Source organism: Tundrisphaera lichenicola, from assembly GCF_051175385.1.
Lineage (GTDB): Bacteria > Planctomycetota > Planctomycetia > Isosphaerales > Isosphaeraceae > Tundrisphaera > Tundrisphaera lichenicola.
In genome coordinates this window covers 4,773,287-4,794,025 of sequence record NZ_CP195106.1, presented here as the reverse complement: position 1 = coordinate 4,794,025, position 20,739 = coordinate 4,773,287, and the positions used below count along the sequence as shown (strand labels likewise).

At 58.6% G+C, this 20,739-nt stretch carries 11 protein-coding genes and 1 tRNA gene; 6 read left to right on the top strand and 6 right to left on the bottom strand.

What is annotated here, in order from left to right; genetic code table 11:
• Positions 1–60: 60 nt before the first annotated feature.
• Both P12x_RS18835 and P12x_RS18830 read left to right on the top strand, forming a co-directional pair.
• Positions 61–3,282, top strand: a complete 3,222-nt coding sequence (locus P12x_RS18835; protein WP_435006109.1) for a DUF1553 domain-containing protein — start codon at positions 61–63, stop codon at positions 3,280–3,282.
• A gap of 32 nt (positions 3,283–3,314) precedes the next feature.
• Positions 3,315–4,748: a DUF1501 domain-containing protein gene (locus P12x_RS18830; RefSeq protein ID WP_435006108.1), complete on the top strand. Its 1,434-nt coding sequence runs from the start codon at positions 3,315–3,317 to the stop codon at positions 4,746–4,748.
• A 54-nt stretch (positions 4,749–4,802) separates the two neighbouring features.
• On the opposite strand, the gene P12x_RS18825 is transcribed toward P12x_RS18830, so the two are convergent.
• From P12x_RS18825 to P12x_RS18815, 3 genes are all read right to left on the bottom strand, one after another.
• Positions 4,803–6,689 carry a sulfatase gene (locus P12x_RS18825; protein ID WP_435006107.1) on the bottom strand — a complete coding sequence of 629 codons (1,887 nt, stop codon included), beginning with the start codon at positions 6,687–6,689 and terminating at the stop codon, positions 4,803–4,805.
• Between the two features lie 288 nt (positions 6,690–6,977).
• Positions 6,978–8,798: an alkaline phosphatase family protein gene (locus P12x_RS18820; RefSeq protein ID WP_435006105.1), complete on the bottom strand. Its 1,821-nt coding sequence runs from the start codon at positions 8,796–8,798 to the stop codon at positions 6,978–6,980.
• A 107-nt stretch (positions 8,799–8,905) separates the two neighbouring features.
• Positions 8,906–9,181 (bottom strand): hypothetical protein, encoded by a 276-nt coding sequence (locus tag P12x_RS18815; protein WP_435006104.1) that lies wholly within the window; start codon positions 9,179–9,181, stop codon positions 8,906–8,908.
• 381 nt (positions 9,182–9,562) lie between these two features.
• On the opposite strand from P12x_RS18815, the gene P12x_RS18810 reads away from it, so the two are divergent.
• Positions 9,563–11,446: a sulfatase-like hydrolase/transferase gene (locus P12x_RS18810; RefSeq protein WP_435006103.1), complete on the top strand. Its 1,884-nt coding sequence runs from the start codon at positions 9,563–9,565 to the stop codon at positions 11,444–11,446.
• Positions 11,447–11,988: 542 nt separating this feature from the next.
• Here P12x_RS18810 and P12x_RS18805 read toward each other — a convergent pair.
• Complete coding sequence (locus P12x_RS18805; RefSeq protein ID WP_435006101.1) at positions 11,989–13,359, bottom strand: Gfo/Idh/MocA family protein; 1,371 nt, start codon at positions 13,357–13,359, stop codon at positions 11,989–11,991.
• A gap of 282 nt (positions 13,360–13,641) precedes the next feature.
• Between P12x_RS18805 and P12x_RS18800 the strand changes: the two genes are divergently transcribed.
• Entirely contained in the window at positions 13,642–15,048 is a 1,407-nt protein-coding gene (locus P12x_RS18800; RefSeq protein ID WP_435006099.1) for a sulfatase-like hydrolase/transferase, read from the top strand.
• A gap of 95 nt (positions 15,049–15,143) precedes the next feature.
• Here P12x_RS18800 and P12x_RS18795 read toward each other — a convergent pair whose 3' ends face one another.
• Positions 15,144–15,398 carry a hypothetical protein gene (locus P12x_RS18795; protein WP_435006098.1) on the bottom strand — a complete coding sequence of 85 codons (255 nt, stop codon included), beginning with the start codon at positions 15,396–15,398 and terminating at the stop codon, positions 15,144–15,146.
• Positions 15,399–16,407: 1,009 nt separating this feature from the next.
• Between P12x_RS18795 and P12x_RS18790 the strand changes: the two genes are divergently transcribed.
• Together P12x_RS18790 and P12x_RS18785 are read left to right on the top strand one after the other, a co-directional pair.
• Entirely contained in the window at positions 16,408–18,228 is a 1,821-nt protein-coding gene (locus P12x_RS18790) for a tetratricopeptide repeat protein (RefSeq protein ID WP_435006097.1), read from the top strand.
• Between the two features lie 386 nt (positions 18,229–18,614).
• Positions 18,615–19,778 (top strand): tetratricopeptide repeat protein, encoded by a 1,164-nt coding sequence (locus P12x_RS18785; protein WP_435006095.1) that lies wholly within the window; start codon positions 18,615–18,617, stop codon positions 19,776–19,778.
• Between the two features lie 617 nt (positions 19,779–20,395).
• On the opposite strand, the gene P12x_RS18780 is transcribed toward P12x_RS18785, so the two are convergent.
• Positions 20,396–20,470: transfer RNA gene (locus tag P12x_RS18780), tRNA-Pro, on the bottom strand.
• Between the last annotated feature and the right edge of the window lie 269 nt (positions 20,471–20,739).

The window sequence follows — 20,739 nt, the reverse complement described above, 5'->3', positions numbered from 1 at the left end:
ATGCTACAACAGTTGTTAAATACCGAGCGTGAGCAGGATCTCCGACGGAGTGAGAACCGTATGACAGCCAGGCTCATCGGTGGCGTCCTTTTTCTGATCCCGCTGACTTCCTTCGCGTCGGATTCCCCATCCGCGGCCGCGATCGAACGATTCGAGAAGAAGATACGACCTCTCCTGGCGACTCACTGCTGGAAATGTCACGGTCCGGAGAAGAGCAAGGGTGGCCTACGGCTCGATTCCGCCGAGGCCATCCATCGGGGTGGTGACACCGGTCCTGGACTCGTCCCGAACAAGCCCGAAGAAAGCCTCTTGATCCAGGCCATCCTGTACGAAGACGATCTACTCAAGATGCCCCCGAAGGGCAAGCTCGACGAATCCGACCTGAAAGAACTCGTCGATTGGGTCAAGACCGGAGCAATCTGGCCCGAGGACGGATCGACACAGCCGGTCGATCTGACGGTCAAGCCGGACAGGCCCGATCCGATCCAGGCTGGTCGTTCGTTTTGGGCCTTCCAGGCAATCAAGGATCCGCCACCTCCGAACGTGGAGAACGGGGGATGGGCGAAGTCGCCGATCGATCGCTTCATCCTATCGGGATTGGAGGCGAATCATCTGGAACCGGCTCCTCCCGCCGAGAAACGAGACCTGATCCGCAGGGCCACGTTCGACCTGACCGGGATCCCGCCGACGCCTCAGGAGATCGAACAATTCCTGGAAGATGAGGCTCCGAATGCCTTCGAGCGGGTTATCGATCGATTACTCGCCTCGCCTCGCTATGGAGAACGATGGGGCCGTCATTGGCTCGACCTCGCCCGCTATGCCGATTCCAACGGCATGGACGAGAACATGGCATACGCCAATGCCTACCGATATCGCGACTATGTCGTGCGTTCCTTCAATTCCGACAAGCCTTACGATCGATTCGTCGAGGAGCAAATTGCCGGGGATCTCCTCACTCAGAACGAAGCCGACACCTCGGATCGGGATCCACTCATCGCGACCGGATTTCTCGTGATCGGGCCGAAGATGCTCGCCGAGGACGATCCGGTGAAGATGGAGATGGACATCATCGACGAACAAGTGGACACGGTCGGTCGGGTATTCCTGGGACTGACCTTTGGCTGTGCCCGATGTCATGACCACAAGTTCGACCCGATCCCCACGGTCGATTATTACGGGCTCGCGGGCATCTTCAAATCGACGAAGTCGATGCAGAATCACAAAGTCGTCGCCATGTGGAACGAACGGCCGGTCGGCTCGAAGGCGGAAGAGTTGGCGGTCGAAGCCCACAAAGCGGCGGAGTCTCGGCTCCACGAGGAACTCAGATCGGCGGTGTCCCGGGCCCGGGCAGCACTGACGATCGATCATCGTGCCCGACTCGCTGACTACCTCGAAGCCGGATGGAGATGGCACAGATCGCGAAAAATTCGGAAGTCACTCTCCGTCAGCGGAGTCGCGGGGGAAAAGACGGACGGTAGCCTGTTTCGTGAAGCAGAGTCGTTCGACCGAGGCAATGTCCTGGTTGAGTCCACGAACTATGGCCATGAGATCGGCGTGATCCTCAATCGAGGCGAACTGCCAAATCGAGTGGATTACGATTTCGACGTCCCTGCTGATGCGGTCTATCAGTTCGAGATCCGCCACGCCGCAGCCGAGGCCCGACCCGTCCGACTCATGCTCGACGGGTTAGAAATCGCCTCGGAGGTCGCAGGCGCGGTCACCGGCTCCTGGGGACCCGAGAAGCAATCATGGTCGGTCGCTGGAATGGCCCGGATCGGAGCGGGCCGGCACACGGTCCGCCTGGAACGCGATGGGGTCTTCCCTCATATCGACAAGCTCGCCCTCGTACCGATCACGCTTCCCGAGGGTGTCTCGCCTTCGTCCTTGATTGCGCTACAGGAGTTGGCTGACGATCGGTCTCTCAATCCCCGACTGATCGAGCGATGGTCCGACTTCCTGTCCAAGGCTCAGGATGATACCGGCTCGATCTTTCATGGTTGGAATCCGGGAGAGCCCACCCTCGGGTCCCGGGCACTTGAGGCGAGCCAACTCTTTGATGAGGCCGGAGTTGCTGAATTCGATCGAGTGCTCAAAGATCCGATCCTGGCCGATTATCGACGCATACTCGACGATCCCACGGGACCCTTTTCCGTACCCAGGAAGGCCGAAGCCCTCTTCTCACCGACCACGGCCAAGAGGCTCGAGCGGGATCGCGAACGGCTTGCTCAGCTGAAGGCGAAGGCCCCGTCACTCGGCATGGCGATGAGCGTAGAGGACCAGGAACCGAGCGACTTGCGAATACATATCCGGGGAAGTCACCTGACCCTCGGAGATCCCGCACCTCGTCATTTCCCGCAGGTTCTCGCGAGCAAATCGGACCCATTGATCGACCCAGCACATAGCGGAAGGCTTGAATTCGCGAGATGGATGACTCGCAAGGGTCATCCCCTGACCTCTCGGGTCATGGCCAACCGGATCTGGCTCGGCCACTTTGGCGAGGGTCTTGTCCGGACCCCGGATAACTTCGGAAATTTGGGAGAACGTCCCGATCATCCCGAACTCCTCGACTGGCTCGCGAGCCGCTTCGTGGAATCGGGCTGGTCCATCAAGGCATTGCACCGGCAAATCATGCTCTCGTCCACCTATCAGATGAGCACGCTCCATAATCCGGAAGCCGCCGAGATCGACCCGGAGAATCGACTTCTCTGGCACGTCAGCCGCCGCCGCCTGGAAGCCGAGGCCATTCGAGACGCCCTCCTGGCCGTTGGGGATGATCTCGACGAGACGATGGGTGGTTCGCTACTCGCCACGAACAATCATGCCTACGTCAACGACACCTCGGCCGGAGGCGAACTCCGCTATGGCGTGAATCGTCGATCGATTTATCTTCCGGTCATCCGTAGCGGCCTTTATGACGTTTTTCAGGCATTCGACTTCGCCGATCCAAGCACCTCAAATGGGAAGCGAATTCCGACGACCGTCGCGCCTCAAGCCCTTTTTATGATGAACGATCCGCTGGTCTTACGGAGCACCACCGCGATGGCGGGTCGTCTCCTGAAACAAGCCGAACTCGACGATCAGGGTCGGATCCAGACGGCCTACCTGAAGGCCTTCGGACGTCGGCCGACCGAAACCGAGACCGACCGAGCCCTGGGCTATCTGAAGCGTTTCGAGGAAATCCTGATCGAGCAAGGTGTCGAGTCTGATGCTCGGCCCCTCCGGATCTGGCAGACGCTCTGCCAGGCCCTCCTCTCCTCCAGCGAATTCCTCTATCTCGACTGACCGGACTTGCTCGGGACAGGGAGTACCTCTCGATGAATTCTCACTGGACGGCGATGAACAGGACTCCGATGACACGACGCGAGCTCCTCCGCCAAAGCGGAGGGGGGTTCGGCGCCTTGGCCCTGGCTGGGCTCCTGGGCGAGGAATCGAAGGCCGCCGGGATCGCTGTCGACCCGAGAAACCCACTCGCGCCCCGACCTGGCCATTTCCAGGCGAAGGCAAAGCGCGTCATCTTCCTGTTCATGCACGGTGGTCCGTCCCAGATGGACACGTTCGACCCCAAGCCGCTCCTGGACCGGGATCACGGCAAGCCCTTGCCGTTCGCCCAACCTCGGGTCGTCTCCAGCCAGACCGGAAACCTCCTGGCTTCTCCCTTCAAATTCCGGCAACATGGCGAGAGCGGGATCGCGATCAGCGAGTTGTTTCCGCATCTCGCGGGATGCGTCGATGACCTTTGCCTGATCCGATCCATGCACGGTTCGAACTCGAGACATGGGGGAGCCCTACTGGAACTCCACACCGGGAGCGATACTTTCGTCCGGCCGAGCATGGGCTCTTGGATCACTTATGGGCTCGGGACCGAGAATCAAGACCTCCCCGGCTTCATCACCGTCTGCCCGAACCTGAGCCATGGCGGCGTGAATAACTGGAGTTCCGCGTTTCTGCCGGCCGTTTATCAGGGGACGCCGATCGGCAATACCGGAATCCCTTCCGACAAGGCCAAGATCCCGTTCATCACCAACACCTCGACTCCCCGGAAATTGCAACGCGTGGAAATCGACCTGATTCAGGAGATGAATCGGGAACACCTCGCGATCTCGGGGCCGGACCAGGCCCTCGAGGGACGAATCGAGTCGTTCGAGTTGGCCTATCGCATGCAAGCCGCCGCCCCCGAGATCCAGGAGATCTCCGGAGAGTCGGCTGAAACTCAGAAACTCTACGGACTCGACGAGGAACCGACCAGTAACTTCGGTCGCCAGTGCCTCATGGCCCGTCGATTCACCGAGCGCGGCGTCAGATTCGTCCAGGTCTCGCACAGCTATAAGTGGGACCAGCATGGTGGGCTAAAGAAAGACATCTCGCGGAATGCTCTTGAGGTCGACAAACCGATCGCGGGGCTGCTCAAGGATCTCAAGTCCAGGGGCCTTCTCGAGGACACCCTGGTGGTTTGGGGTGGAGAGTTTGGCCGGACACCGACCTCGCAAGGCGATGACGGACGCGACCACAATCCCCATGGCTACACGATGTGGATGGCCGGCGGCGGCATCAAGAGTGGTATCACCCACGGAAATACCGACGATTATGGCTACTATGCGGTCGAGGACAAAGTCCACGTCCACGACCTACACGCCACGATCCTCCATCAACTCGGGCTCGACCATACTCGGCTAACTTATCGCTATGCCGGACGAGACTTCCGCCTCACCGATGTCTACGGAGAGGTTGTCCGCGAGATTCTGGCCTGAATCGAGCTATGATCTTTCGACCCGTGACGAGTTTTGTCACGGGTCGAGATCGAGTCAGGGGGACTCGAGGGCCACCTCGCTATTCGGTTCGACTTCCAACTTTCGATCGGCGATCATCCTCAGTCGCTCAAGGATGGGTCGGGCCGATTCCGACTCTGCCAGGTTATGATCCTCTCCAACATCGTCGGATAACCGGTACAATTCCTCGGTCGAGTCGGCATTGCGGATGTAGGACATCCCCTCGGCGATAACCGAGGTCATCGGACCGCGAAGCGCGGGCGGGCGATCTCTCTTCTTGCTCGCTTTCTCACGGAGCGCGACCTCGGAACGGACGACACGATTCTCGTCCGGATCCGTCGGAGTCTCCGACCAGAGGGCAGCGAGGGAACGGCCAGGGAACGGGGAGGATTCGGGGAGCCCGAGGAGATCGACGATTGTCGCGGGCAGATCCCGGAGGCTCACCGGTTCGGTGATCCTCAGACCCGAGGGCAAGCGCCCCGGCTTCACCAACAGGAGGGGGACATGGACCTCTTCCCGATAGAGGCTCTGCCCGTGACCGATCAATTGATGCTCGCCGAGCTCCTCACCGTGATCCGAGGTGACGATAACGATCGTATTCTCCAGGATCCCTCTTCGATCCAACTGGTCGAAGAGCTGCCCCAGGGCATGATCGAGGTAGGCGATACAGTCATCGTAGGCATCGCGAGCGAGTTCAAGCTGCTTCGGATCGCTCGGTGGCGACTTGAGCTTCTGCCAGGACGATAAGATCTGATACTGCTCGGGGGTGATGGGCTGATTCCCGAAACGTCGTTCGGCATTCGCGGGGACAATATAAGGAGCGTGGGCATCGAGGTAATTCAAGAATCCGAAGAAAGGGCGATGTTTCTGAGTCGTCAACCAATCCAGGAAGTCGGCATTGATGCGGTCCGCATCCTTCCGACCGTCGGGACGGATTGCACTATCTTCGTCGACCAGTTCGACGAATCGTCGGCCCAGGGCCGAATGTCGAAGGACTTCTCCCGGGGTTGTGTCGAAGGTCTCATAGAAGTCCTCGTAGCGATCGAAGCCGCGTCCCATTCCAAAGCCGGAATTGCAATAGAAGGTGTTGGCGACGAATCCGCCTGTCGCATACCCGTTCCGGCTCAGGTACTGGGCCAGGGTAGGGGCGGCCGGATCGAATTGCTGCTCAGGATGTTGGAACAGGTCGCTCGGCCACCGACCCGTGAACATTGACGCATGCGAAGGCAACGTCCAGGGAGCGGTCGATCGGGCTTCCGTGAACGCAACGCCCTTCGCGGCAAGGCTGGACAGCCGCGGCGTCGTGTCTCGTGGATAACCGTAAAGGCTCAAACTCTTGGCCCGGACGGTGTCGAGTACGATGAATAAAACGTTGGGAGAACCGACGGCCGTTGGCCGGGCTTCGGCCTTGTGGCGTGCCCAGGCGAATTGCGCATGCCGACCGACGACCAGTACTGCCAGCCCCGCCAGCATGAGAGGCAGGCTTATCCCGACAAGCCTTCGAAACGGTTCGGCAAATCGACGAAGCCGAGGGATCAGCTGCGATGCCAACCCGCCAGCCAGGAGTACGCATGCGATCGTATCGAGGACTCGGATCGTCAACAGGAGCGAGAAGAGAGCCAGGGTCGCCAACGTCAGCGGGGCCACCCGACTTCCCAGCTTCGGTCGGAACCTCCGGAGAAGCTCGAGGGCCAACCCAAGGCCCGCGAAGATTGCCAGATGGGACGCGGGGACCATCCAGGGATAGTGGCGGTTGAGCCGTAATGTGCCGATCAGCGACACGTGATTCTGGTACTTGTAATAGAGCAAGAGGCCGACTTCGATCAGCCCGAGCACCAGCCCGAGCCAGCAAGCGACCAAGAGGTAATTCGGCGAGGTCGGCTTGCCTTTTCGATCCGTGATGTGTCCTTCAAGTTGCGCCATTCCCGGTTCCTCACTTTCATCCATGAAGGTCGCCGTGAATTCTCCCCAAGAACGGAGCTTTCGGGGAGTTCCATCGACAATCAGGACAGACGGGCCAGCCCATCCAAACTAGATCGCCTCGGCTGGGCGGCTTATCCTGGGCCTACTCATCGATCGGCGATCGTTTCGAAAACGGCTTCCAGGGTCGAACCTGACTGCCGGAATTCATCGGGCAATGAATATCAGGCGGGCACTCGGCTTCTCGCAGGTTTTCTGAAGGTGCGGCGTTGTTTCCGATGTCGAGAAGTCTCATGGAATCAGAGAACTCCCTTCCATGTTTGGACCTTTGGGAACCCCGAGGGTCTCGAGGATTGTCGGAGCCAGGTCCTCGAGTCGCGCATTCTCTCCCCGAAAGGTCCGGTTCATGAAGAGAACGCCGGGAACCAGAATGGGGTCGATGATATGGTCGCCGCTCCATTTCTTGGCGTTGTCTTCGAAGGATGTCTCGCCTACCCCGCCCATCGATGTACTGGACGAGGCCCGGTAACCGGCCGCGAAGTTCACCAGAAGATCGGGAGCTTCTCCCACGTAGGGACCCGAGTACACCGACTCGCGAGTCATGACACTTCGGATCGCGACCTCGCCATCCCTGGGGTCTTTCAGACCGTCCAGACCCCGAATGATCTCGGCCTTGAGGGTCTCGGCCTCATCCTGCGAGACGACCCCCTCGGCCTCACGTCCTCGAAGGTTCAGGTAGATTCCGCCCAGTCCGAGGGAATACGCCTTTGATCGACCCCAGTCGATCCCCTGAAGGAGGTCGCCCGCTTCTTCCCCGGGATGGAGGCCCGGCTTGAGGGCGAGAAGTCCTTTTTCGAGTAGCCAGGTATTGAGGTGAACGCCCCGTCGAAACGGGCCGAATCCATGATCGCTCAAGGCGATAACCAGGGTCCGGTCATCGGCCGCTTCCAGGGCATGACCGACCATCACGTCAGAACGCCGATACTGATCCTCGATCACCCTGGACATCGAAGAGTCAACGTGTAACGGGTGCGAGGGATCTCGATATCTCCAGAACATGTGCTGGACCCGATCGGGCGTGTCGAAGAGGCAATAGAGTAGGCCTCGATCGAACCGGTCGAGCGATCGCAACAGCATCGCCTCTCGCTCGCGCCAGGCAAGGTCGCACTGATCGAGATAGGCGGCCTCGTCAAGTCGGCCGTTATTCAGGCCTCCGTGATCCTCGACCATGCCCGTGGTGTGGAAGAGGCCAATTTCCTCGGCGATTTCGCGTGAGAACTCGGCCGGGTGGCTGATGGGGAAGGGGGGGGCGATCGGGTCGAAGTTCACCGGAGAAGCGTAGAGGATGATCTCGGACCCCGCCTCGGCCAGATAGAACCGAACGATCCCCCGAATCGTCCGGAACGCACCGACCTTGAAACCCACCCTAAGCCAGTCGCTCCAGTTCCCCTCGCGGACTTCCAGGCTCGAAGGGGATCCCTCCGATCGTATCTTCGCCGACCTCGCGATCGGATCGACCTCGACCTCGATCGGGAATCGTAGATCGATCCGATCCTTCGGGTTGGGCGGGCCTATCACCTCGGTCGCGACCAGATTCCCCGCCCCGACCGAGATTTTGACGAGCCGCTCCCCTTCGGAGGCACGAACGGAATCGGACGAAGCATAGACCGTGGCCGTGCCGAATCCACCGCGAAGGTCAGGTACACCCATCCCGGACAACATCTCGCCCCGGATCGTGGCGGGGGGATAAGTGACGGGGCACCTAATGATGGTGGAGTCGAGTCCTCGGGCCGTGAGGAGGTCCCAGACCGCCGTTCCTCCTCGGAGATTGACCGCGCGGGGCGGACGGAATGCGCCGGAGGGCTCGAACCGGCTGAGCCCGATGTCCGGGCGGTATGTCCGAGGATCACGCCGGAGGAAGTCGAAGATCCCGTGGCCACCGGGGTTGGTCCCTGTCGCGAAAGTCGACCAGGCCACCGGCGTCTGCGCGGGCGAAGTCGTGGCGACCCTGGAAAACCCTCCGAGCGCCCTCAAACGGGACAGGTGCGGCAGATCACCAGAATCGAGCATCGGCCCGACAATCGACGGCTCAAGCCCATCCAGGCCAATCACGATGACCCGTTCGATGATGAGAACCTCCCAGATGTTAAGCAGGCAATCCGCCCCCGAAGAGCCTACGGACAGGCCGAAAACCCTTCGATTCCCAGGCAAAGTCCCATTCACAAATGCACTGATTTATTATCGGCCGCTGCCGGATTCACGGCGTCATCGCGAATGATCCCGCCAACCGGTCCTGTGCCGATTTTTCGGGGATGATGCGACACTCTGGCTGGGTTTTTGGCACGACCGGTGACGAGTTGGAACGCATTCCTGAGAATGCGGAAGAAATTTCGACCGAACATCATGATGACGCCGACCACGCCCGCCACGATCGAGGTCATAGGTAACATGGTTTCGGGCCCCAGGTAGGCCAGAATCGCGATTGAATCGATCATGAACATCCCTCCTTGGAAGATTAAGGTCTGGACATTCCTCCTGAAATGCCCGAGGCATGCCTCCAGGACGTATTACAGCGCCGTCCCTGGCAATACTGTTCCATTTTTCTATCTCTTTTCGATCATCCTGTCTTCCTCGGATTTCGAAAACAATCCCGTTCCCACGATCCTGGGCCACAATCGCCTGAACAAAAACTCTCCGCCGAGTTATCCGGTTCAACGATCGATCGGCACCGTCCTTCTCAATGATCCCTTGGCTTGTGGGACCGATGATGCTAGTTTCCGCCGCGTAAATCCCGAGTGAAAGGCACGAAATTCATCGGGACCGATGGATCCATAAAAAAGCCATCTTGCGTGTTAGGCAACGGAGAAGGATATCCCATGGGCAAGCCCGAAGCACGATGCAACGGGGACGAGATGGTCCACTCTCGCCCAGGGCCCTTGCAAATCCTGCTCTGGACAGCCTGGTTCGGACTGGTCTCGGGCTTCCTGGAATTGGGTGTCTTCCTCTTGAAATGCCATATCCTGGATCCTCGGAACTATAACACCAGTCGACATCTACCTTGGATGTACCCCTTAGCAGGAGTGATGGTTCTCGGGGGACCTGGCTTGGTCTTGTCGATCATCGCCCGAGCCAGGCCACAACTCCTTTCGACGACCATGGTCGTCATTCCCCTCGCATTCCTCGCTTATTTGGGGCTCCTCTTTCGAGGCCCGATCTATACAGCGGTTTGCTTGATCCTGGCGATCGGGCTGGCCATCCGCACTGCCTGGTTTCTCGCGGCTAGAAGTGAGAGGTTCGGGAGCTTCGTGAATCGGACCCTGATCGCTCTCCTACTCATGATCGTAATGACCGCCGCGAGCATTCGCGGCCGGGAAGTTTGGAGCGAACGCTATCCGGCTGATTCGATTTCGGAACACTCTCCCAGCTCGAAGAACGTGATCTTGATCGTCCTGGATACGCTCCGGGCCAAGAGCATGGGACTGTATGGCTACTCACGCAATACGACCCCGAATCTGGACCGGATCGCGGGACGTGGCGTTCAATTCGTTCGCGCGATCTCCACCGCACCCTGGACCGCTCCTTCTCACGCGAGCATGTTCACGGGAAAGTGGCCGAGCGAGCTCTCTGTAGGATGGAACCGGCCGCTCGATGACACGAGTCCGACACTAGCCGAATACTTGAAGTTACGAGGCTACGCCACGGCCGGATTTGTTGCAAATACCACTTATTGCAGCTACGAGACCGGCCTCGATCGAGGCTTCGACCACTACGAGGATTACGACCTCTCCCCTCGGGAGATTCTCCTTTGCTCATCCCTCGTGCAACGGTCTCTGAACTTCCTCAATAAACATCCCGGGCTCGCACCTTGGATCGAACTGGCCATCTCTTCGGCGGGATCTCGAAAGGATGCGGCGAGGAATCATCGCGACTTTCTCGACTGGGTAGCGAACCACCAGGATCGCCCATTTTTCGCCTTCATCAATGATTTCGACGCTCACCATCCCTATCTGGTACCCGACCCAGACGACTCGCCGGAGTTCGGACGAAAGCCGGAGAGTCTTTCTGATTACTCGACGATCAAGAACTGGTGGGAACTCGACAAGCGGCAGCTCGGAACCGACAAACTGGAACTGGCCCGCGACTCATACGACCGCTGTATTGGATCCCTGGACCGGCAGATCGGGCGCCTTTTCGAGGATCTTCAAAGCCTTGGCATTCTTCAAAATACCATGGTCGTGATCACGGCAGACCACGGAGAAAGCCTCGGAGAACACCGCCTCTTCGGCCACGGTTGCAGCCTCTACCTTCCCGAGATTCAGGTCCCTCTCATCCTGATCGATCCGAGTGGCGGCCTTGAAGGCAGGGTTATCCAGGATCCCGTGAGCCTCCGGGACCTACCTGCCACTGTGGTCGAACGGCTTGGCCTGGACGCAGGATCTCCCTTCTCCGGTCGATCACTCGCGCGTTACTGGACTCTGGATCCTTCGGGAACCACGCGAGAGGCGAGCCCCATCCTCTCAGAAATTGAAGCTCCCCCCGAAGCAGACCCGAATCTGGGAGATTCCCCGGCGACTCGAGGGCCGATGAGGTCGATCGTCGAGGGATGCTTTCATTACATACGGGATGGACTAGGAAGTGAGGAACTTTATCAGATCGAGGAGGATCCTGGCGAGTTGGACAACATCGCCGGATCTCCCAAACATACTGCAACTATGGAAAAATTCCGGCGATCGATCCGATCCTTGTCCCAAAGCAAGTGATCACTCGCTCGGAGCTACTGCCAGTCGCATTCAAATGCAACGACGATCGGTTCGAGGTCCATTCGACCCCAACACGGCGATAAAGAGAACGAGATCGCCCCGATCGATAGGTCCGATTTATTTCGAGTCACTTGAAGTTCAGCGATCGAATTCCATGTGTGCCGTACATCCGAGGGCGAATCGTCGAACTTCTCCACCAACCACAGGAATTGGCTGTTGCTCGGCGCAGAATCGACTCGAAGCCTCGCGGCATCAGCCATGAACGAAGAGCCCTGGCCTGGACGATGACCCAGCCATCTCACCCCGCAATTCTCGGCCGGCATTCGTCACGAACTGGGCCGAACATTTCTCTACACAGACAGGCTCAATCCTGAGATATGATTCCTTCTACCTCACGAATGAGCCCTATCCTGACACCACGCTCACCCGGAAATTCGACGTTCCCGACGTGAGGTTCATCTTTGGGATGCGACGGCGACCAGGACCTCAATGCGGCCGGCTCAGGCCGAGAATCGAGGTTACCTGGCCGCCCGGCAACCAGTTCAGGCGAGATTCCATCCCTTCCGATATTCTCGACGGATGAAGGGCTCGGACTCGGGAGCGTTCTTGGCCTTCATCGAGGCCGCGTCCCATTCCAGAGCCTTGCCCGTCCGGTAGGCGACGTTACCCAGGTGGTTGGCTTCAGTGAGCCAGCCGGCATACTCGAAGTTACATGTCGTTGGTGCGCCCGTCTTGCAGGCGTGAATCCATTCGGCGTGATGGCCGAGCGATTTGGGAATGGAGTGCGGTGGCCTCTCGTAGTCTCGGAAGTTCTCCTCGGGCAAGAGCAGATTCTTGCCATAGTCGGCCAGTAGCATGCCCTTGGGGCCGATGAAGAGTGCCCCACTATCCCACTTGGGAATCATCCCGTCGTGCCAAGCTTTGGGTTTCTCCTGGCCTTGATACCAGGTGAGTTTGACGGGCGGCCTGTCACCTCGGGCGGCGTAGTCGTAGGTGACACTCATCGACGCAGGTGCGATCTCCGAATGCGGCGGAGGTCCGGTCGCTTCAATCCGACGAGGAGCGTCCAGTTCGAGAGCCCAGAAGGGGAGATCGAGCCAGTGACTTCCCAGATCGCTCATCGTCCCATTGCCGAAGTCCCACCAGCGATACCATTTGGGACCGGGATAATAGACTTCGTGGAACGGGCGGGCCGGCGCCGGGCCGAGCCAGAGATCCCAATCGAGCCCATCAGGAATGGGTGATGTTCCGGCAGGGCGTTCGCGGACCGAGACGATGTCTTGGTTCTTCCTGGACTCCTCGTCCGACTGTCGGCCCCAGGCCCGTCCAACCCAAACATGCGCCTCGGTCACCGGCCCGATGGCCCCGGCGCGAATCAGCTCGACGACCCGTCGATAGTTCTCGCCGGCGTGAATCTGCGTCCCCATCTGGGTGGCCACCTTGGCCTTGGCGGCGGCTTCGCGGATGATCCGTGCTTCCCAGACGTCGTGAGTCAGCGGCTTTTCGCAGTAGACGTGCTTGCCGAGTTGCAAGGCGGGAAGGGTTGCAAAAGCATGGGTGTGTTCGGTGGTGCTGACCACCACGGCATCGAAGTCGCCCGCTCGGTCGAAGAGCCGTCGGAAATCACGTTCACGGCGGGCTTTCGGATATTCCGACGCGGCACGATCGAGGGCCGAATCGGCGACATCGCATAGCGCCACGATGTCCTCGCCCGATACGTTCTGGAGGTTCGAACCACCTCGGCCGCCGACACCGATTACGGCGATGCTCAGTTTCTCATTCAAATTCCGCGCCCGGAGGAACGCCGGGGCCGCGAACAGCCCGACGGCCGAGCCGGCGACCGACCGGGTGAACTGGCGGCGAGTGACCCCGGTTATAGGCTGCGCCGACGAAGATGAGGGATCGTGGCTCATTCGACTGGCCTCGACATACGTGTTCGAGAAGACGCTAGGGATGGGGCTCTAAGACCCGGTGCCCTTCAGAATGCGGCAACCAAAGCTCCGATGCAATCCACCTCCGCCCTGACCGCCCCTGACCACCGAGAGCCAGCAGACTTTGAAGCCGCCCTCATCGACCTTAAATCCCATCTCCGAGGAAAACTTGACCACCTCGAACTGATTCCGATACTCTGAATCGCGTCCACGATGGGGGCACGTGAGACGAAGGACCGCGATTCGAGATCGGGGTAAATTTCGATGAACCTGTCCTCCTGGGCTCGGACAGTCGTCCGGATTCTCGGTGTATTCTGGTTATGCTCCGCCGCCCCCGCAAGCTTCGTCCAAGCGGAGGAAGTCCGGAGGCCCAATATCATCGTCCTGCTGGCCGATGACATGGGGTATGCCGACGTCGGATTCCAAGGCTGTCGGGATATCCCGACTCCGCATCTGGATGCCCTTTCCCGGGCAAGTGTTCGATGCACTAATGGTTACGTCTCAGGACCTTATTGCAGTCCTTCCCGTGCCGGCTTATTGACGGGTCGCTATCAACAGCGGTTCGGACACGAGTTCAATCCGGAACGCGATCGACGAGCGGGACTTCCCGTCTCGGAGATCACGTTAGTCGAACGCCTCAGATCGGCCGGTTACGCGACCGGGCTCATCGGGAAGTGGCATTTGGGGATCGCCCCTCGATTCCACCCTCAGAAGCGGGGTTTCGACGAGTTTTTTGGATTCCTCGGGGGGATGCATACTTACTTTGCCGGGTCGAGTCGGGATATCTATCGAGGGACGAAGGCCGTCCAGGAGCCGGTCTACCTGACCCACGCCCTGTCTCGCGAGGCCGAATCATTCCTCGATCGTCATCAAGACAGCCCGTTCTTCCTGGAAGTCGCTTTCAATGCAGTTCATACACCGATGGATGCGACCGACGATCGCTTGGCCAGATTCTCCTCGATCCCTAACCAAACAAGACGCACCTACGCGGCAATGATGTCCGCGATGGACGACGCCATAGGAGTGATCCTGAACAAGGTTCATTCGCTCGGGTTGGAAGAGGAGACTTTGATCTTCTTCCTGAGCGACAACGGCGGCCCGACGCTCCGAGGGACGACCGTGAACGGATCGCGGAATGATCCCTTTCGCGGCTCTAAGCGAACGACGCTCGAAGGGGGGATCCACGTCCCATTCCTGGTGAAGTGGAAGGGAAGACTGCCAGCCGGATCGGTCTATGATCAGCCGGTGATCCAACTCGATATCCTCCCGACGGCGCTGGCCGCGGCAGGTTTCCCGATCCCCGCCGAATGGGGAGTCGATGGGGTCGATCTACTTCCCCATCTCTTGGGCCGGAAGGAAATGCCTCCTCACGACACCCTCTACTGGAGGTTAGGCCCCCAGGCGGCGATCCGTCGAGGAGATTGGAAACTCGTCCGGTATGATCTGCAAGTCGAGGCCACCGGCCTGACGGTCTCTGCTTCGCGATCCGAACCCGCCGTGGGCCCCTTCCGGCTCTACAACTTGACCGAGGACCTGGGCGAGAAGTCCGACCTCAGCAGTAAGCATCCCGACAAGGTTCGCGAGCTTACCCTGGCCTGGGAGGAATGGAACCACCAACTCGCACACCCATTATGGGGACCGGGAGGTGAGCATTCTGGGAATGACCGGTAAGGAGGTGGATTCTCCTCGTGGACGCTCACCGATCGATACTCAATCGCCCAAGGGTGAATTGAGTTCGGGCCAGTTCCGAGGACAATGAGGATGAATCAGACAGAGGATTTGACCTTTCCGGTTCGATCGAGCTGAGTAAGGTGGCAATGCTTGATGTGCGTGATCGTCGCGGGCGACGCGGTGGATTTTGAACCCAAATTCATCAAGCGACCAGCCATCAGCCCCACAGCCCCGATAGCCAGGACCAACAAGAGGATCGGTGAGAGGTAGATTACGAGAGCAGCCCGGACGGCTCGATTGACCTTCTGCTGATCCGAGTCGATGGTTGACGGTCCGAGAATCTTGTCCATGATCGCTGCTCCGCGACGGTGTTCAGGATGATCGGCTTCGAAGATCGATCTCCGAGATGCTCCTTCGAAACCTAGGCCATGATTGACGCCTTGAGTAAATGATTCATTAATACATCATTCGGCTCCGGTGAGGACTAAGGTGAGCGAAGAAGAGCGGCTCGCCCGACTGGAATGAAGATCACCGGACTTTGCCCTGGTCCGATCGCGATAGCACAATTGATGAGGTTTGATTCTCACGCGATCGAGAGCCCACGGCCCAGGAGTGCTGTGAATTCTGCTTCCCAGTTCGACTCCGGGCCATCTCTCGACCGTCGCATTCTTAACCTTAGCTCGTGGATGCGAGACCGAGGCAAGAACCGCCCCCGGATCAAAGAAGCCGAGATCGTCGCATCCGGGGATTTAGAGGGATTGGTGCTATATTATCGGATGAAGATCCCGACGCTCGTCGGATGTCCCCGAATCGTTTCAAGTCTTGTCAACGTGTGGAGGCTGACCCCGATTCGTGAACGGATCGTCAGTCCTCCCAGGTCTCCCCGAGCGAACCCGTTCTCGGGTCGCTCTTCGATCGTCCCGGCCTCTCGCACACCAACACGCGTCAAGTTGGCGATCAAGGGGTCGAACTCGGATCCGACCTCAGCTTGATTGGTCTGAATTTCAATCGATCCACCCTATCTCGACTGATCCTGAAACTATCTCTAGTGATCGATCCGAAAAGTTCTCCCTGACCAACTGGAGACAAAGAGGCTCTGACCCAATCAGCAATCTGATCGAGAGGACTGATCGCGAAGTCCTCCGGAATGGTTGCAAGAATCAAGCGAGACGAATCCCGGTGCCCGATGTCGAGGTGCTCCAGCCCCAGGTAAAATCGATGATGCTCGAAGGAATGTTTCGAGAACTAACGACTTGAGAGGCGGCCGACCTCCTGGAATACCTCGCGACAGGCAAACAAGCCTCGGGATCTTCATCGGCAAATTGATCCTTCGAATTGGACGGTCCGAGGGTGATCGGAATGGGAAACTGGCCGCGTCGTGGGCTGATCGGATTCCTGGCAATTTCCGCGACAATCGCGGCCTCGTGGTTCGTCGTCTGGCCTGCCCTGGATCCTTTGAGTCAGGGACGTTCAGCCTACAGGAGAGGTGATTGGGCGAATGCTTCCAAAATCGCATCCCTCAGGCTCAAAAATGACCCCAGGGACATGAATGCCTTGAGGCTATTCGCCAGATCGGAGGCTCGAGCCGGGCGTCACACTTCGGCTCAACGCTCATTTGTCCGGCTTGGTCCGAATTCTTGGAAAGCGGAAGATTATGTCCTGTTGGCAATGGGATTCCGCGATCAGGGGCGGACAGCCTTGGCCAGGAACTCACTGAACAATGCGAGGAAACTCGATCCCTCGGAACCCGACGTTATCGAACAGATTGCAAGATTCACCTTCGCCGAAGGTCGTCCCATCGAGGCGTCGGGCATTGCAAGGGAATTGGTGAAACTGACCGAAGGAGAGTTACGCGGCCATTTGATCCTGGCAGACGCTCTCCGCGAGGCGAATGACCCGGCAGGGGAGGCGGCGGCGCTCGAGGTCGCTCTTCGGATCGACCCCAATCTTGCGGAATCGAGCTTCGGACCGGCATTGGCTCGCAAACACCTAGCTCGCGACTTCCTCCGCCTCGGACGACCGGCCGAGGCTCGCCGCGAACTCGAGTCCGTGGCGAAGGGTCAAAATGATCGGGAAATTGACTGGCTGTTGAGTCGCGTTTTCCTCCAGATCGGAGACCTCCGCAAAGCCGCAACTGCCCTAGGTCGCTCGGGGCGATTCGGCGAAGAAGATCTGACTCGCCACGAGCCTGCGCCTTTCATCGGAGCCGCTACCTGCGCTCGATGCCATGAGGAAATTCACCGGACCCAGCGGGCGAGCCGCCATGCCTCGACGCTCGGCATCGGTCCCGAACTCCCGCGACTTGTATCGACCCGACGACCGATCATCGACCCTTTCGAGCCAAAGGCTGTCCATACACTTCGATCCGAAGCAGATCATCTCTATTATGAGACGACCTACGAGGGGAGGCGCGATCGAGCCTTGGTGGAATATGCCTTCGGCTCGGGAGACCGTGGTCGAACCCTGGTAGGAATCGATTCGGCGAAAGTCTTCCGAGAACTCAGGCTATCCCTCTATTCGATCGAATCGTGGGACCTCACGACCGGCCAGTCCGCTCATCCATCAAGCCCCGGAGAACGGCTCGGACGTCCGATGGATTTGGATGAGCTTCGACGATGCCTGGGATGTCATACCACACAAACAATCATGGTAGACGGTCATCCCCGACCCGACACTCTCGACCGAGGGATCGGTTGCGAACGTTGCCACGGGCCTGGCGGCCATCACCTCCAGTCCGTCTCGCTCGGCTTCCTCGACCCGTCGATCGCGAGGCCCAAGCACGCCCCCGCAGAGCAGATAGTCGAACTCTGCGGCCAATGCCACGATACGCCGATCAAATCTTCAACCTTGAGTGGACCGGATGCCGCCCGGTTCCAGGCATCGGCGCTCAAGCTCAGTTCATGCTATCTCGAGAGTAAGGGGGGACTGAGTTGTGTCACCTGCCATGACCCGCACAAGGATGTCGAACGGTCGGACCTGTTCTACGCCTCGAAATGCCGATCCTGTCACGATGCCCCGAATGATTCGGTCGCAGGTCTCCCGCATGATGGCACGTCGAGTAAAATTTGCCCGGTGAATCCGGTCGAGGGTTGCACGGGATGTCACATGCCGAAGGTTGGAGGAGCAATGCTCCATTCCGAGTTCTCGGATCACCAAATCAGGGTTCCCCAACCCAAATAATTACAATTTCACCAACCTTTTCGCACGCCCAATCGTGATTTGCAATCGAATGCTCATGCTTTTGCCGGACGCAGGGAGACGGTGACGGCCACTCTTTAAGCGGACTCCTGAAGCCACTCGGGCCTCGCGAACACAGCATAGGCCGACGGTTCCTTCGGACATATCAAGGTTAAGATGAGTGCCATCGGCTGGTCAGGCATCGCGACCTCGGGAGATATGAGGTAGTCAGCACCAAAACCTACTGAGATCATGGGATTTCTCAATCGACTTGACGGATCGAGTCTGAATTCGATTGTCTCCATTGAGCCTACGACTACGGCGCGGGATGCTCCTCGATTCCATGATCGTTCCATCATGGCCACTTTCGTCACTGTCCGATGATCGAGATGAATCCGACGATGACCGAACCAATCGCCTACTCCGAGGAGTCTCCAGGCGATCGTCCTGGGGAGGAAAGTGGCAAAAACTCGCGGTCAGACGGTGACCAATCACTTCGATACCGGAAACTTCGATCCATTTCATTCATCAGCATCCCGATGTTCCTCATACTGACGACCTGGCTCGGGTGGCGAGAGTGGGATCCTCCTAAGCTGAGAGAAGCTTCCTCGGACTATCGACGGGGCGACTACCAGGCAGCCTTTCGGAAGTCCTCAGATTATGAGAAACGCCGCCCATGGAGTCAGGCCGCTGCCTCGCTAGCCGGTCGTAGTCTCGCACGACTCGGGCGCATCGAGGAGGCTGAGGCCTATTTTGAAAAGGCCGGCTTGAGCGAGGTCGAAATCCTTCATGAGCGAGCGCAGAGACTGGTCGATTCCCGACTCAACGAAGAAGCCATCGAAATTTATCGCCGCATTTTAATCCGATCGGTCGACGATGTCCTGGCTCTCCGGAAGATGGCGGAGGCTCAGATCATGCTGAGTCGGTGGAACGGGGCACTGGAAACGACCGGGCGATTGCAAGAAATCTTCGGCGGCGAGTTGATTGGACATACTTTGGCCGGGGTGGTCTATCATAATACGGATCGTCCAGAGGAAGCGATTCACGAGTTCCAACGCGTCCTGACAATCGATCCCAGTCTCGCTGGGATGCCACTGGAGCCGAAGTCGCAGCTTTGGATTTACCTCTGTCAGGATTTGTTGAGCGTGGGGAGAGCTTCCGAGGCGCGCGGGTATCTCACTCGTGCTATGGCCGATGGTGAAAGCCCCTATCTGTTCGATCTTCTCGGTTCGGCCTACTTGCAAGTTGGGGAACTCGAAGACGCCGAGCATGCCTGGCTCCTCTCGATCCAGAGGGATGCAAACAGGGCGCGGCCATGGCTTCTCCTGGGGAATCTCGAATTACTGCGAAATCACCCCGAAAGAGCGATCGAACGGCTCAATCGAGCCGTGGCTTTGGCTCCCACGGCCCGAGAACCCGCCTATGGATTGAGTCAGGCCTACGAACGGTTGGGGCGTCGCGAAGAGGCTGGACGTTATCGAGCGATCGCCAATCGACTAAGTCCCCAGATCCTGAAACCGTCCCCTGGGATGGGCTCGGCTAGGGGCGAGTGAAGTTGAGAGTGCTGCATTAACCCTCTCGAATCGAAACCAACGGCTCCCTCGCTGAGCGAACCGTCGGATGTTTTTTCGGGATCTCGTCGGCAACGATCAGTGGATCAGCTCCAGGAACTATGCCCAGTTGAACTCCCATAGTGGACCCTGGCAAAGTTCGCCTTTCTAGGATTCGACCAGTTGGGGAACCCCTCCATCGACCGCGTGATGAATTGGGGCCTCAGCTCGGCTACCGTCACCATCGCAGGGATAAGGGCGACGAAACGCTGGGTCTGCTCTCGGTACCAATCAAAAATATTGGAAGGGTCGTCGCCCTGGATCCCACCTGGAAAGGCGTAGAGGATTTCGACGGCGAGCATGCTCGGGCCAGACGGAATGTCTCTGGCCCATCCAGCGGCCGGGCAATCAGCTCTTGGTAAATCCGTCAGGAGGTCTGCTCGTCGGTATCGAGACGGAGCGATTTTCCAATCTGCACGCAATAACAGTAGGTGTTTCACCGCCAGACCGGCTCAGGTCGCTTTTCGGGCATGCGAAAACCTCCGGAACGCTGCACAGGGACTCTGTACAGCATTGCCGGAGGTCTTGTAGGAGCGACGTAAGTCGTTATCCAGTCTTAGTCGGGGCGAGAGGATTTGAACCTCCGACCTCACGATCCCGAACCGTGCGCTCTAGCCAAGCTGAGCTACGCCCCGATCTTTATTGCGAGAGTCAGTATTGGCAAACGGGTCGATTCTGTCAACGGCAATTGCCTACACTCTCCACTCGCTAGCATGTGTGATGTCAATCATGGCTTGCAATCCACAAAGTACATCGAACAAACACGCTGAACTCAATCTTCTCTCCCCAATTAGGGTAGATTCCGATGATTCTCGAATTGGATTTCTGTCGATCGATTGAGCAATCAGTAATCCGCGCAATTCGAGAATCGCGATTAGATCGGGGCTTTATCTCGAATTCGGGA

What these genes read in the sequence shown, in the direction of transcription:
- P12x_RS18835 (WP_435006109.1), top strand. Translation starts at nt 61, where the DNA reads ATGACAGCCAGGCTCATCGGTGGCGTCCTTTTTCTGATCCCGCTGACT.
- P12x_RS18830 (WP_435006108.1), top strand. Translation starts at nt 3,315, where the DNA reads ATGAATTCTCACTGGACGGCGATGAACAGGACTCCGATGACACGACGC.
- P12x_RS18825 (WP_435006107.1), bottom strand. Translation starts at nt 6,689, where the DNA reads ATGGCGCAACTTGAAGGACACATCACGGATCGAAAAGGCAAGCCGACC.
- P12x_RS18815 (WP_435006104.1), bottom strand. Translation starts at nt 9,181, where the DNA reads ATGATCGATTCAATCGCGATTCTGGCCTACCTGGGGCCCGAAACCATG.
- P12x_RS18810 (WP_435006103.1), top strand. Translation starts at nt 9,563, where the DNA reads ATGGGCAAGCCCGAAGCACGATGCAACGGGGACGAGATGGTCCACTCT.
- P12x_RS18805 (WP_435006101.1), bottom strand. Translation starts at nt 13,359, where the DNA reads ATGAGCCACGATCCCTCATCTTCGTCGGCGCAGCCTATAACCGGGGTC.
- P12x_RS18800 (WP_435006099.1), top strand. Translation starts at nt 13,642, where the DNA reads ATGAACCTGTCCTCCTGGGCTCGGACAGTCGTCCGGATTCTCGGTGTA.
- P12x_RS18795 (WP_435006098.1), bottom strand. Translation starts at nt 15,398, where the DNA reads ATGGACAAGATTCTCGGACCGTCAACCATCGACTCGGATCAGCAGAAG.
- P12x_RS18790 (WP_435006097.1), top strand. Translation starts at nt 16,408, where the DNA reads ATGGGAAACTGGCCGCGTCGTGGGCTGATCGGATTCCTGGCAATTTCC.
- P12x_RS18785 (WP_435006095.1), top strand. Translation starts at nt 18,615, where the DNA reads ATGAATCCGACGATGACCGAACCAATCGCCTACTCCGAGGAGTCTCCA.